Consider the following 15,039-nt stretch of genomic DNA (forward strand, 5'->3'; position numbering starts at 1 on the left):
GATCACAATTAAGCTTTGCCATTATGAACGATGTATTTAAAGAGATCTACGAAATGGAGGGAGTGAGTGGGTTGTCGAAACACGATCAGCTCGTGAACGGTATTCTCAACGCCATCCAGAACAAGTCGCTCGCCCAGGGCGATATTTTACCTTCCGTAAACAACCTCATCAATGAATTTGGGTTTGCCCGGGAAACCATTGCCAAAGCCTACAAAGACCTGGTACAGCGCGGCGTGGTGGAATCGAAGAACCGCGTAGGTTTTTATGTATCCAACTGCGATGTAAAACAGCACCTGAAAGTAGCCCTGGTATTATTCGCTTTTGACGCTTTCCAGGAAACCTTTTATAAAGTGTTCCGGTCTAAGCTGGGCAGTGGGGTTACTATTGATGTGTTCTTTCACCACAATAATATCGACGTACTGGAAAGTACCATTCAAGGCATCCGCGGACGTTATGGGTTGTACGTGGTAGCGCCCATACCGCATAAACGAACAGCCAGTATTCTGGAAACACTGCCGCTTGACAGATTCCTGATGATCGACCGCTACGAAAAAATGGAAGGCGATTATTCCTATATAGCCCAGGAGTTTGAAAACTCCACCTACCGGGTTTTTGAAGAGTTGGCTGAGACCATTAAGAAGTATGATGGCATGATCTATTACCATCGCCCGGCCGCAGATACCCCCATAGAGATCCTGCATGCCTTTAAACAGTTTGTAAAGGCGCATAAAATAAAACATGAGATCAGGGCAGAATACATTCCGGGTTCCCTGGAGAAAGGCAAAGTGCATTTTACCATCAATAATACCGAGCTGTGGAGTATGTTGAAAGACTGCAAAGTGAAGAAGCTGAAGCCGGGCAGGGATGTGGGCATACTGTCGCACAACGATGAAGTGGTGAAGGAGCTCATTTTTGATGGCATCACCACGTATGCCGCCGATTTTAAAATGATGGCAGAGAAAGCGGCCAATTTTGTATTGACACGAAATAAGATCCGGGAAATAATTCCAACTGTGCTTATCCGGCGCAATTCGCTGTAATGAGTTTATAGCCAATGAACCTGACTGGATTTATTTGTTTTTTGCTGTTCCTGGCCCTGGTTGCAGTTATAGCTATTTATAACACCAGGAAGCTACGCCTGAATACCACGGCGGCCTATTTTATGGGCAACCGCACACTTGGATTCTGGATGGTAGGTTTTTCGCTTTTCCTCACCAACATGAGTTGCAATGTGCTCATTGGGGAAAATGAGTTCGTGTTTACCAACGATATGTCGGTAATGGCCTGGGGCATGAGCTCCATATTAGCTATGATCATTGTAGCAGAATTTTTCCTCCCGGTGTATTTGAAAATGGGCGCCGTTACCACACCCGATTTTTTAGGACAACGATTTGGTCCCCGGTTAAAAAAGTTTGTAAGTATTTTCTTTCTGGCCAGTTATGTGGTGAGTTTAATACCAACTGTATTATACGGAAGCGCGGTGGCGCTCAATGGCATATTTCATGTAGATGCCGCATTGGGCATTTCCTATTTTGCCGCCATCTGGCTGCTGGTCATCCTGGTTGGACTTATCGGTTGCTGTTATACGGTATTGGGCGGATTTAAAGCCATCACCATTTCTGACCTGGTGCAGGGAGCTGGCCTGGTAGTCGGTGGCATTTTGTTACTTGCTTTTGGATTGCGTTACCTGGGGCAGGGGAGTGTGGTGCAGGGAATACAAACCATGCTTGATTCGAAGAAAGAACATCTCAATGCCATTGGCGGCCCGCATGATGCTATTCCATTCAGCACACTATTTACCGGCATGTTTTTGATAAACCTGTACTACTGGGGCATGGAACAATACATTATGCAACAGGCGCTGGCCGCCCGTAGTTTATCGCAGGGCCAAAAAGGCATTTCACTGGCCGCGTTGGGTAAACTGCTGGCTCCTTTGTTTCTGAATGTGCCGGGTTTAATTGCCGTGCATTTGTATCCGCACCTGACTAATACGGCAACGGTATTTCCTAAATTAATTGGTGATGTATTGCCGCCTGTAATTGCAGGCTTTATTGCGGCTGTCGTTTTTGGCGCAGCCATCAGCACCTTTAATGCGGGGCTCAATAGCTCGGGTACCTTGTTTATTATGAACCTGTACAAACAGTGGCGCCGGCAGGCAGGTGATCGCGAACTGGTAAAGGCGGCGCGCATTTTCCAGCTGTCTATTACTGCAGTGGCCATGTGTTTTTCACCCTTCATCAGCCGCTTTAATGGCGGGTTCTATTCTTATATTCAGAAAGTATCGAGTTTTTTTAGTGTGCCGGTGTTCACCGTGATGATCGTGGGCTTTCTAACCAAAAAAGTATCGGAAGTGGCGGCCACAACGGGATTGGTATTTTTTATCATCACCTATACATTGAGCCAGGTGGTATTTGATCTGCCCTTACATTATTTACATGTGGTGGCCATTCTTTTTGTAGCAACAGTAGTGCTGATGTTGTTAGTGGCCAAATGGAAACCTATGACCACGCCCTACACCTTACAAAACCAGGCGGTGGTAGATCTGAAACCCTGGCCCAGCCGGTACTGGTTCTTTTTGATCTTATTGATGCTGATGGCTGGCGCCTTTATCCTGTTCTCCAAAGCAGGTATAGCACAGTAACCTTTAATAAACTTAGTAACAACCATAAACTACCCAACCATGCGATTCATACCCTTTTTGTTGTGCTGCTTGTGTTTGAAAGTAACGACAGCAACAGCCCTTGGTGATAAGGATACATTGGTGAATATTCCCTTCGGAAAAAATGATGTGAATGTAATAAAATACCATTTAAATACTGGAACCTGGGATGTATGGTTCAATGGCAAACAGGTTATTACGGGTGCTTATGCATCCTATAAAGGAGAAAAGGAACTAACCAGTAAAGAAATGGGCCTTGGAAAATATAGTTATACACCTAATTCAACAAGAGGAGGAAGGCATAATGTGGCATGGGAGTATAACGGCATGCACATGAAGCAATTTTTTTGGGCTTGGCCGGATAGAAATTATTTTTTTACTGGTTTTTTTGTAGAAGGGCAGCAGGTAGGGGCCAATTATATTTCTCCGCTTGCAGGCGCCAGGATTGTAATGAATTCAATAGGTGATAATCGGGCGTTGTCCGTGCCATTCGACAATGATATGTGGGCGCGCTTTACTGCGCAACCTTTTCAACAAGCCAATTTTACAAGTAGTGAAGTAACGGCTTTGTATAATAATGATAATTACCATGGACTGGTGATCGGTTCTTATAGACAAAATGTATGGAAAACCGGCATCACGGTAAAAAACAGCGATCCAAATGCTGTAACGGTGACGGCTTTTGGCGGTCTGGCTGATAACAATATCACGCATGATAAAATCGCGCATGGCAAGGTTGTGTTCGGAGGTAACAAATGTGCTTCACCCTGGATAGTGGTCGGCATGTATGATGATTGGCGAAATGGTATAGAAGAATATGCGGCCACTCAGTCTCTGAGTAATAAGGAATGGGGGAAGGCCACACCCATTGGCTGGAACAGCTGGGGCGCATTACAAACCAAATTAACACTCAGTAAGGCAAAAGATGTGGTTGATTTTTTTAGTGAATCCTGTAAAGGCTTTCGCACCGCCGATAGCAGTTTGTTTATTGATCTGGATTCTTATTGGGATAATTTGGTAAAAGGCGGATTAGATGGCGATGTGAGCCAGCTAAAGGAATTTGTCGCATACTGCAAAAGCAAAGGGTTCAAACCCGGCATTTACTGGGCGCCGTTTGTTGATTGGGGCAAGTACGATCGAAAAATGGAAGGTTCCACCTACAGCTATGCACAAGCCTGGACCCGCCAGAACAACTTGCCAGTTGATATGGATGGTGCACTGGCCCTCGATCCTACGCATCCCGGTACCAAAGCAAGAATTGCCTGGTGCCTGAACCACTTTAAAAAATTAGGGTTTCAAATGATCAAGATCGACTTCCTGGGACATGCCGCCCTGGAAAGCGATCGTTTCTATGATACCACTGTAACGACAGGTATGGAGGCTTATGAGACTGGTATGAGATACGTTGATAGCATACTGGATAATACCATGCTGGTGTATGCAGCCATTTCTCCGACCATGGCTACTGCCCGCTATGTTCATATGCGCCGTATTGCCTGTGACGCTTTCAGCGCCATTGACAATACTGAATATACCTTGAACAGCACCGGTTATGGCTGGTGGCAAAGCCACCTGTATAATTATGTAGATGCCGACCATGTGGTGTTCAACAAAGAAAGCGAAGGCGCCAACCGCGCACGGCTTGCTTCTGCATTGGTAACGGGCACACTTATTACGGGCGACAATTATGCAGAAAAGGGTCTCTGGTCGAACAGAGCCATGCAGTTGTTGCAGAACAAGCAGTTGCTCGAAGTGATAAAAGACGGTAAAAGCTTCAGACCTGTTGAAGCCAATACCGGTAACAAAGGCGTAAATGTTTTTGTAAAAAAAGTGGGCGCAAAAACATACCTGGCACTGTTTAATTATAGCAATACTCCCTTCAAATATACATTGCCTTTAACACGCATTGGTTTGAGCCAGTCAACAAAGTGTTATAGTACAGAATTGTTTTCCGGCAACAGATCTACGTGGTCTGATACTATTGAATTAACTGTATCACCTTCTGATGCAGTGCTTTATCTCATTGATAAAACAGGGAAAGAATAAATGCGGGTATTTTATTGACCGAATCAAAATAACTTTATATTTGTAGTATAGGATAGTATAGTACAGGTGGCTGTACTACTGTCTTACAGGGTCTCATTTGTAATACCAAACAAACGCTGCTTCATATGATTAAACGATTTGCCTGCTGTATGGGGAGGTGTACAGCCTCTTCACACAATTCTTTCTATCTAATACTTTTCACCCTATTTACCGGTTTCCTGTTGCTGTCGGTGGATTCATTTGCGCAAGCAGACGGACCCATCACCGGTACGGTATCTGACAGCTTACATAAGGAGCCGCTGGCCGGTGTATCGGTACAAATTAAAGGTACCCGTCAGGGCACCAGCACCGATTCAAAAGGCCGCTTTACCCTCGATATTCCCGGTGACCATGTTACACTGGATATCTCCTTTGTGGGGTACAAACCAATACAGGTAACTGCCCATAAAGGAAAACCCGTTACTGTTTTGCTGCCACTGGCCGAGGATACAACAGCCGATGTAGTGGTAGTGGCCTATGGTAAACAAAAAAAGCAAAGTATGGTGGCCTCCATTACCACCATTAATCCAAAGGAACTGCGTGGAGCAACCAGCAACTTAACCACCATGCTGGCCGGCCGGGTTTCGGGGATGATCGCTTACCAGCAAAGCGGGGAACCGGGTGCAGATAACGCCTCCTTCTTCATTAGAGGAGTAGGTAGTTTTGGCGCTGGTAAAGTTGACCCGCTGATCCTGATCGATGGCATGGAGTCCTCTACCAACGACCTGGCCCGTTTGCAACCCGATGATATCGCCGGGTTCTCCGTACTGAAAGATGCGGCCGCCTCTTCATTGTATGGTGCCCGTGGTGCCAATGGCGTAATTCTCGTAACCACCAAAAGCGGCGCCGAAGGCAAAGCGAAATTCGGGGTACGTTTGGAAGCTCCCTTATCTACCAACACCCGCAACTTCAAGTTCGCCGATAATATTACCTATATGAAACTGGCAAACGAAGCGGTGCTCACGCGTGACCCGCTGGGCGTTTTGCCATACACACAAAACAAGATCGATCATACCGAAGCGGGTGACGATCCGTTACGCTATCCCAACAATAACTGGATCAATTCTCTGATAAAAGACTATACGTTTAACAACAAGGCCGATATGAATGTAAGCGGGGGTGGTAAAACAGCCCAGTATTATATTGCCGGCACGTATAATATTGACCGCGGTATTTTGAAAACTGTTTCAAACAGCACTTTTAACAGCAATATCAGATTGGGCAACTACAGCGTTCGTTCCAACATCAACGTAAATATTACGCCTACTACCAAAGCTATCGTAAGAACGTATGCGCAATTCGACGATTACAATGGCCCTCCCGGTTACCGCGATTTTTGGGGCAACTGGGTAGGCGGTGGACAAGCCGTTTTTAACAGCGCCATCTGGAGCAACCCTGTAATGTTCCCGGCTGTGTATCCGAAAAGTTTTGCGCCTTACCTGCAACACCCCATCTTTGGCAACGCCTACATTGGCAATACCACCGCTTTGTACAACAACCCGTTTGCCCGGATGGTAGCAGGTTTTCAACAGTATAGTACCTCCACTATAAATGCTCAGCTGGAGTTGAACCAGAATTTGAATTTTATCACTCCGGGACTTTCTTCCCGTTTCATGGCTTATACCCAGCGGTATGCATTTTTTACAGTGAACCGTACTTACATCCCGTTCTATTACACTTTAATGCCCGATGCAAATGGCAAGCTGAATGTGTTAACGCCCCTAAACCCGCAGCAGGGTACCGAATACCTGAATTATGTGCCGGGTGAAAGGTTAATGAATACAACTACCTACGCGCAATTCGCTACAGACTATAGCCGCACCTTTAACGACAAACACGCCGTAAGCGGCATGCTCATAGGTGTCTTACGTAATTTTTTGACCGCCAATGGTGGTAATATTCAGCAATCCCTGCCGGCCAGGAACCTGGGGCTTTCTGGCAGGTTTACTTATGCATACGATAACCGGTACCTGGCCGAGCTGAATTTCGGTTATAACGGTTCAGAACGTTTTGCCAGCAATCACCGCTATGGTTTTTTCCCTTCGGCAGGGTTAGGCTGGATCGTATCGAACGAAAAATTCTTCGAGCCTTTGCAAAGCGTGATCACCAACCTGAAATTCAGGACCACATTTGGTTTGGTTGGTAACGACCAGATCGGCAATACCGACGATCGCTTCTTTTACTTATCGAACGTAGAACCCAACAGCGGCAACAACGGCTACCATTTCGGACTCGATCAGGGACATTATTTAAACGGCTATGCAGTGTACCGGTACGCCAATTCCGACATTACCTGGGAAAAAGCAAAAACTGCCAACTATGGTATGGACCTGAACTTCCGCAACGGGATCGGTATAGTGGTAGATGCCTTCCACGCCATCCGCTCCAACATTCTGATGGATAGGAACACCATTCCTACCACCATGGGATTGGAAGCCGGCATACAGGCGAATGTAGGCGAAGCAGAAAGCCAGGGAGTGGATGTAGCAGTTAACTATACCAGGGACCTTAATAAATCATGGTGGGTACAAACCCGCGCCAACTTCACCTATGCTACCAGCAAATTCCGCATCAATGAAGAACCTAAATATCCCAGCGATTTGCAATACCTCTCTCATATTGGTCAGTCATTGAAGCAGGAGTATGGCCTGGTGGCAGAAAGATTGTTTGTAGATGATGCGGAAGCCCGTAAATCGCCCGCACAAAGCTTTGGTACCAACCCACCCATGGGTGGCGATATCAAATACCGGGATATTAACGGGGATGGACAAATATCCGGGCTCGACAGAGTACCGCTTGGATATCCTACCGTTCCTGAGATCACTTATGGCTTTGGGTTCTCGATCGGGTACAAAGGACTTGACCTGAGCACCTTTTTCCAGGGAAATGCCAGGGTGTCTTTCTTTATAGACCCCAATAATATTTCACCCTTTGTATTGAATGGCGGTGCACAAAATGGATTACTGACGGCTATTGCCGGAAGTCACTGGTCGGAAGAAAAGCAGGACCTGCATGCTTTCTGGCCGCGCCTCGATGGACAATTCAACTATAACAATGCCCAAACCTCCAATTGGTGGTTACGCGATGGTACTTTCCTGCGGTTAAAAACAGTGGAAGTAGGTTACACGGTACCACGCAAATTGCTCAACCGCATTGGCTTCTCCAATTTCAGGGTCTATGCCAATGGACAAAATCTTTTTGCCTTCAGCAAGTTTAAAATGTGGGACCCTGAAATGGGCGGCAAAGGATTAGGTTACCCGGTACAGGCAGTATACAACCTGGGGATCAATTTCGGGTTCTAAAATGAATGTTGCATCGAATCCATTCACTTTTGAAAAAGCAAATAATGAAAACAAGCTATTATATACCGGTTTTGGTCTTCGCGATCAGCCTGTGTGCCTGTAAAAAGAATTTCCTGGATGTGGTGCCCGATAATGTGGCTACGCTCGACAACGCTTTTACCATGCGTACAGAAGCAGAGAAATACCTGGCTACCTGTTACTCGTACCTGCCCAATGATGGCGACCCGGTAACCAACGTTGCATTCCTGGGGGGCGATGAATTCTGGCTGGCCTATCCGGCCCTGAGCTTAACGGCCGACAACTGGAACGTGGCCCGGGGTAACCAGAATGTGGTGGATCCCTATGTAAACATCTGGGATGGATATGACAATGGCCGGTTTAAATACAAAAGTATGTTCACAGGGATCCGTACCTGTAATACCTTTCTGGAAAATGTAAGTGACCTTACCAAAATTCCCGACCTTACCATCGATGAAAGAACCCGCTGGATAGGAGAGGTGATGTTCCTGAAAGCGTATTTTCATTTTCTGTTGATGCGTCAGTACGGCCCCATTCCTATTATGGATAAAAACATTCCGGTAACGGCACCGCTGGAACAAACAAAAGTAAAAAGGCAGCCTGTTGACACGGTAGTCGATTATATATCCAATTTAATGGATTCTGCCGTTACCCGTTTACCAGTATCTCTCCTGACACCTTCTACCGAGTTGGGCCGCATCACTATCGCCATTGCAAAAAGTATGAAAGCCCGCGTACTGGTGTACGGCGCCAGCCCGCTGTTCAATGGCAATACCGATTACAGCAATTTCAAAGACAAAGACGGCGTTCAGCTGATCTCCACTGCCTATAGCGAAGAAAAATGGAAACGCGCTGCCGATGCAGCTGCCGATGCTATAAAGGCTTGTGAGCAGGCCGGCATCTTCCTGTATAAATTTAATAATACAACAGGGTTCCCGCTTACTGATGGCACTATAACCCAAATGAGCGTGCGCAATGCGGTTTGTGAAAAATGGAACCAGGAATGGATCTGGGCCAACTCCAATTCCTCTACCTGGCAGTTGCAATACTCGTCCATGGCGCATATAGATCCAAACAATACCGGTAACTCAAGTATTTATGGAACGCTCGGACCCACCATGCAGGTAGTAAAACAGTTCTATACCAAAAACGGTGTACCCATTACAGAAGATAGAACACTGGACTATTCCAGTCCGCACGAGTTGAGAACAGCTACGCACGATGAGCGGTACAATATAGTGGAAGGTTATAGAACAGCCCGCCTGAATTACGATCGCGAGCCACGCTACTATGCCGACCTGGGTTTTGATGGCGGTACCTGGTACATGCAAAACAGTCCCAGCCATACCGATGAAAATACCTGGAGTGCCCAATTGAAACTGGGGCAGTTTGGCGCCGGTGTAGCCGTTACCATCACTACTTTTTATCCCAAAAAACTGGTGAACTGGAAGTTTGCTTACCAGAACGATAACAGCAGCCATATAGAAGATTATCCGTTCCCCACCATGCGCCTTGCAGACCTGTATCTGTTATATGCAGAGGCGGCAAATGAAGCGAATGGACCATCGGCTGATGTATATAAATATTTAAACCTGATCAGGGACCGGGCGGGATTGCCAACTGTTCAGAACAGCTGGACCAACTTCTCGAATAACCCCGGCGCTTATCTTACAAAAGACGGGTTGCGCAACATCATTCGCAATGAACGCAATATTGAAATGTCGTTTGAAGGAAGCCGGTTCTGGGACCTGCGCCGCTGGAAACTGGCCGCCACGCTGCTCAATACGAATGTAACCGGTTATGACCGTTCGGGTACATTCGAACATCCTGAACTGTTCTATATTCCTACAACCTATTATACAATGCGTTTTGTGGTGCCACGCGATTACCTGTGGCCGATCAGAGAATCGAATTTACCTATTAACGAAAACCTGGTACAAAACCCCGGTTGGTAAAAACTAAACAAAATCTGGCTTGCCAAAACATACAGATATGAAAAAACACATTGAAACAATAATTGCCCTTCTGCTGCTGACTGCAGTATGGAGTTGCAAAAAAGAAGATGTGAATGGTATAAAGCAAGGTGGCGGGGAAGCACCCGGTGTAGTGAGCGGGATAACTGTGCAGAACGATCATGGGGCCGCAACCATCTCTTACGTATTGCCCGACGATGAAGACCTGTTATATGTTAAAGCCGTATATACATTGCCCAACGGCACTGAACGTGAAGTGAAATCTTCTTATTACGGCAACCAGTTGCGGGTGGATGGGTTTGCCGATACCCTGAAACATACAGTTAAGTTGTATGCGATGACCAGAAGCGAGACCGCCGGTGAACCGGTTGAAGTACAGGTGGAACCGCTGGTGCCACATATACAACTGGTATACCGCAGCCTGGCAGTACGGGCAACAGCAGGCGGTATAAGAATATCCTCCAAAAACCCTTATAGAGGAGAGATAGTGATTGTGCCGATGGTCGATTCTACCAACGCAGGTGAATGGAAGCCTCTCGACAACGTATACACCAGTGATTCGGCCATTGCTGTTAGCATAAGAGGCCTTACACCTATACAAAAGAAATTTGCTTTTACGGTACGTGATCGCTGGCTGAATCATACCGATACCCTGTATGCCACTATTACGCCCAAGATGGAATTGCTCATCAATAAAAACGAGTATTCCGTGTACCAGTGTGATAATGATACAAAGATGTCGTACGGTACAACGGTAGACCTGATGTGGAAAGGATTGATGAGTAACGAATGGCCCTGTTTGTTTACCGATGAAAGTTCGGGCATTCCCACCACCATTACCTGGTCGGTTGGTGCGGCGCCAGTTAAATTAACCCGGTTCAACCTGCTTACCCGCAAAGAAGGGGCGCTGTGGTATTCAAAAGGAAGTCCGCGCCGTTTTGAAATATACGGTTCCAACAATCCAACACACGATGGCGACTGGAGCAAATGGACAAAGCTGCTTACCTGCGAAGTGTTGAAGCCAAGCGGCTTGCCATTTGGAACAGAGAACAATGCCGATAATACCGCCGGAAGTGTCGGGTTCTCCTTCGACTTTGATGAAGATGCGCCGCCTTACCAGTACCTGCGGTTGAAATGTTTACAAAACTGGATGGGTACTTATTTCATCGAGATACAGAATATGTCGACCTGGAAAACCAATTAACAGCGGATTTAATTCTTAACAAGTAAAAATCAGTTCATGAAACAATATATTATCAGCATACGGATCGTGTTGTTGATGGCAGTGTTGGGAGGTTTGGTGGTTTCGTGTAAGAAAATGGATGACTATAAAAAGTATGCAGAAGGCGGGGAGATCGTTTACCCGGCCACTTTCGATTCCCTGAAAGTGATCCCGGGCAATTACCGCGTAATGATCACCGGCTTTTTGGCTGGTATACCTAATATAACCAGATTCCGGGTGTATTGGAATGATGGCCTGGATTCGCTGGAATCGTCCATCATCCGGAAAGGAAAAGTAGATACCATCAGGCAGATCATTGCTAATTTACCGGAAGGTCCAAAAACCTTTACCATTCGTACCTACGACGATAAAGGCAATCGCTCCATCCCCATGACCATTACCGGCAATGTATATGGCGCCAATTTTCAGAAATCTGTAGATGAGCGCGGCAATCGTAACATCCTGGGCTCGATCGTAAACACAAATGGCGCTGCTGAAATTTCCTGGGCCAATGTAGACGCCTATGTAGGCGTGCGTGGTATGCACATTCATTACTTCGATCTGAATAACCAGGAATACGATTTTATTGAGCCTATGAAGGGAAAAGACCAGGTGACCACCTTGCCTGATATTAACTTGTATAAACCCATTACGTATAATACCCTGTACCTGCCCGATACGGTGGGTATCGATACCTTTACCGTGCCGGTTAAAACGTTGCCTGCTTTTAAAGAAATTACGTTATTGAACAGTGTATATCCGGTGGCCAACAGGGCCAATGACGGCAACCGCTGGGCCACTCCGCGCGACTGGACCCTCAATGCTGCAGCCATGAATCAAAAGGATAGTAAAGGCGTTTATTATGGTGGTACGTCTATCGGTGACAAGAAAATATATTTTGAAGCCGGCTGGGGTGCATCTGCCATTTCAAATGGAAAAATACACCAGGTGGTTACCCTGGCACCCGGCAATTATAGTTTTGAAGGCGACATCGACTGGTGGTCAGTGGGTTCTAAAAACGATACCTACCTGACTGTTGCGATTGGTACTAACGGTTTACCTGATGTAAGCAACATCAGCAATGCGTTTTCCTATAAAAGAGTAGACAACGGTTCAAGGGTAATAACTACATTTACGTTGACCCGGCAAACAACGTTGTCACTGGGACTGGTACTCGATTTGGCCGATGACGGCGAGGCGATGCGTTTCAATAGTTTACGGTTATACATAAAATAAACGTTGTCAATATCTATACTGATGTACAAAAGCAGCATGATCCGTATTGGTAAATTATCATTATTACTGTTATTAATTGCAGGCAGTGGGCGGGCGCAAAACAAACCACTGCGGTTATGGTACGATAAACCGGCGGCGCAGTGGGAAGAAACCCTGCCGCTGGGAAATGGCCGGCTGGGTATGATGCCCGATGGCGGCGTACTGCAGGAAAGCATCGTACTTAATGATATTACGTTGTGGTCGGGCGCGCCGCAGGATGCAAATAATTATAATGCAAATAAGAAACTGCCTGAAATACAAAAACTGCTGCTCGAAGGAAAGAACGATGAGGCGCAGGAACTGATCAATAAAGATTTTGTTTGTACCGGTAAGGGCTCGGGTGCCGAGCCCTTTGGCTGTTTTCAAACCATGGGCCGCCTGGGCATTGCCTTTACCTACGAAGGCGCGGCCAATGTACCCTTTACCAGTTACAGCAGACAGCTGTCACTCAATAATGCCACCGCCGCCTGTTCGTATAAGGTGGGTGCTGTTACCTATAACAGGGAATACTTTACCAGTTTCGGTAACGACGTAGGCATCGTAAAACTCACTGCCAGCGCTGCCGGCAAATTGAATTTTGAGGTTTCGTTGTCGCGGGAAGAAAAAGGAACAGTTACCGTCACCGGCCATCAATTGGAAATGGCCGGACAGTTAGAGAATGGCACCAATGGCAAAGGCATGCAATATGTGGCCCTGGTGAATATGAAGCTAACGGGAGGAAGTGTATCGGCTGCCAACAATAAACTGATGGTAAAAAACGCTACCGAAGCCATCCTGTTCTTTTCTGCCAAAACCAGTTATAAGGATGAAGCGTATCGCCAACATGCGCAGCAGTTGCTCGATAAAGCCATGCGGACGACGTATGATGCAGAAAAGAAGAAGCACCTCGATAATTATGGAAAGCTGTTTAATCGCCTGCAGGTAGATCTGGGTTCATCAGGTGCAGATGAATTACCAACCGATCAACGGCTTGACAAATTTTATAATGCCACCACACCCGATAACCGGTTAACCGTGCTGTTTTATCAGTACAGCCGATATCTTTCTATCAGCAGTACGCGGGTAGGTTTGCTGCCACCCAATTTACAGGGGCTGTGGGCGCATGAGGTCCATACGCCCTGGAATGGCGATTATCACCTCGATGTAAATGTACAAATGAACCATTGGGGCGTGGAGCCGGCTAACTTATCAGAATTGAATCTGCCGCTCGCTGACCTGGTAGCAGCGTTGGGCCCACACGGCGAAAAAACCGCCAAAGCCTACTACAATGCAAAAGGCTGGGTGGCGCATGTGATCACCAATCCCTGGTTATTTACCGAGCCTGGCGAAAGCGCGTCCTGGGGCGTAACCAAAGCCGGTTCCGGCTGGTTGTGCAACAACCTGTGGGACCATTACGCTTTCTCTAACGATATCAATTACCTGAAAAAGATCTATCCGGTTTTGAAAGGCAGTGCCTTATTTTATTCGGACATACTTATTAAAGATCCCGAAACAGGTTGGCTGGTAACGGCACCTTCCTCTTCTCCGGAAAATTCATTTTATATGCCCGGCAATTCCGGTAAACAGGCCAGTATTTGCATGGGTGCTACCATCGATAACCAGATCATTCGCGAGTTGTTCAATAATGTCATCACTGCTTCGGAACAATTACAGATAGATGAACCGTTCCGGAAAGAATTGAAAGAAAGGCTGAAACAGATCCCACCCATTGCGCAGATCGCTGCCGATGGCCGCATAATGGAATGGCTAAAAGATTATAAAGAAACCGATCCCCAACACCGGCATATATCACATTTGTACGGGTTGTACCCGGCAAGTTTGATCACACCATCTGCAACGCCTGCATTTGCAGAAGCCTGTAAGAGATCATTGAATGTGCGTGGTGATGACGGTCCCAGCTGGTCTATTGCTTATAAACAATTGTTCTGGGCCCGGCTGCACGATGGCAACCGTGCGTATAAATTGTTTCGCGAGATCATGAAGCCAACCCGTAAAACGGGTATCAACTATGGCGCTGGCGGCGGTGTTTATCCAAATTTATTATCTGCCGGCCCGCCCTTTCAGATCGATGGCAACTTTGGCGCCGGCGCCGGCATTGCCGAAATGCTGTTGCAAAGCCATGAAGGCTATATCAATTTTCTACCCGCCATCCCCGATGTATGGAAAGCGGAAGGGTCGGTGAAAGGAATGAAGGCTCGTGGGAATATAACCGTTGATTTTAGTTGGAAGGATGGAAAGGTTATTAGTTATAAATTGTATTCACCTACAAAGCAACGGGTGAAGGTGATGATTGATGGAGTTGTTAAGGAGGTTGAGGTAGGGGTGAAGAAGTAAGTTGACAGGTTGACAAGTTAACACGTTGACAAGTTAACACGTTGACAAGTTAACACGTTGACAAGTTAACACGTTGACACGTTCTATATTATTAACTTATTGGGTTTGTAGGTTGAGAGTTAAAAGTTTAAGGTTGAAGCGCTGCAGCGCATCCCGGTTTTCATTTCTGCC

The 15,039-nt window shown here is 46.5% G+C and carries 8 protein-coding genes; all 8 read left to right on the plus strand.

All coding sequences use genetic code 11. The annotated features are described in order from the left end of the window. Window positions 1-23: 23 nt before the first annotated feature. The 8 genes from BMX95_RS26055 (at window position 24) to BMX95_RS26090 (ending at window position 14,868) form a co-directional block, all read left to right on the plus strand. Complete coding sequence (locus tag BMX95_RS26055; protein WP_081198125.1) at window positions 24-1,040, plus strand: GntR family transcriptional regulator; 1,017 nt, start codon at window positions 24-26, stop codon at window positions 1,038-1,040. A gap of 14 nt (window positions 1,041-1,054) precedes the next feature. Next, on the plus strand, window positions 1,055-2,641 hold the full coding sequence (locus BMX95_RS26060; RefSeq protein WP_081198124.1) for a solute:sodium symporter family transporter: 1,587 nt from the start codon (window positions 1,055-1,057) through the stop codon (window positions 2,639-2,641). Between the two features lie 39 nt (window positions 2,642-2,680). Then, on the plus strand, window positions 2,681-4,705 hold the full coding sequence (locus BMX95_RS26065) for an alpha-amylase family protein (RefSeq protein ID WP_081198123.1): 2,025 nt from the start codon (window positions 2,681-2,683) through the stop codon (window positions 4,703-4,705). 125 nt (window positions 4,706-4,830) lie between these two features. Beyond that, entirely contained in the window at window positions 4,831-8,046 is a 3,216-nt protein-coding gene (locus BMX95_RS26070; RefSeq protein ID WP_081198122.1) for a SusC/RagA family TonB-linked outer membrane protein, read from the plus strand. A 44-nt stretch (window positions 8,047-8,090) separates the two neighbouring features. Then, window positions 8,091-10,019, plus strand: coding sequence for a RagB/SusD family nutrient uptake outer membrane protein (locus BMX95_RS26075; RefSeq protein WP_081198121.1), 1,929 nt, complete (start codon window positions 8,091-8,093; stop codon window positions 10,017-10,019). A 37-nt stretch (window positions 10,020-10,056) separates the two neighbouring features. Continuing rightward, window positions 10,057-11,241 carry a DUF4959 domain-containing protein gene (locus BMX95_RS26080; RefSeq protein ID WP_081198120.1) on the plus strand — a complete coding sequence of 395 codons (1,185 nt, stop codon included), beginning with the start codon at window positions 10,057-10,059 and terminating at the stop codon, window positions 11,239-11,241. Between the two features lie 36 nt (window positions 11,242-11,277). After that, window positions 11,278-12,495, plus strand: coding sequence for a DUF4998 domain-containing protein (locus BMX95_RS26085; RefSeq protein ID WP_081198119.1), 1,218 nt, complete (start codon window positions 11,278-11,280; stop codon window positions 12,493-12,495). A gap of 21 nt (window positions 12,496-12,516) precedes the next feature. Beyond that, on the plus strand, window positions 12,517-14,868 hold the full coding sequence (locus BMX95_RS26090; RefSeq protein ID WP_081198118.1) for a glycoside hydrolase family 95 protein: 2,352 nt from the start codon (window positions 12,517-12,519) through the stop codon (window positions 14,866-14,868). Window positions 14,869-15,039: the final 171 nt, after the last annotated feature.

This window comes from Niastella yeongjuensis (assembly GCF_900110245.1).
Classification (GTDB): domain Bacteria; phylum Bacteroidota; class Bacteroidia; order Chitinophagales; family Chitinophagaceae; genus Niastella; species Niastella yeongjuensis.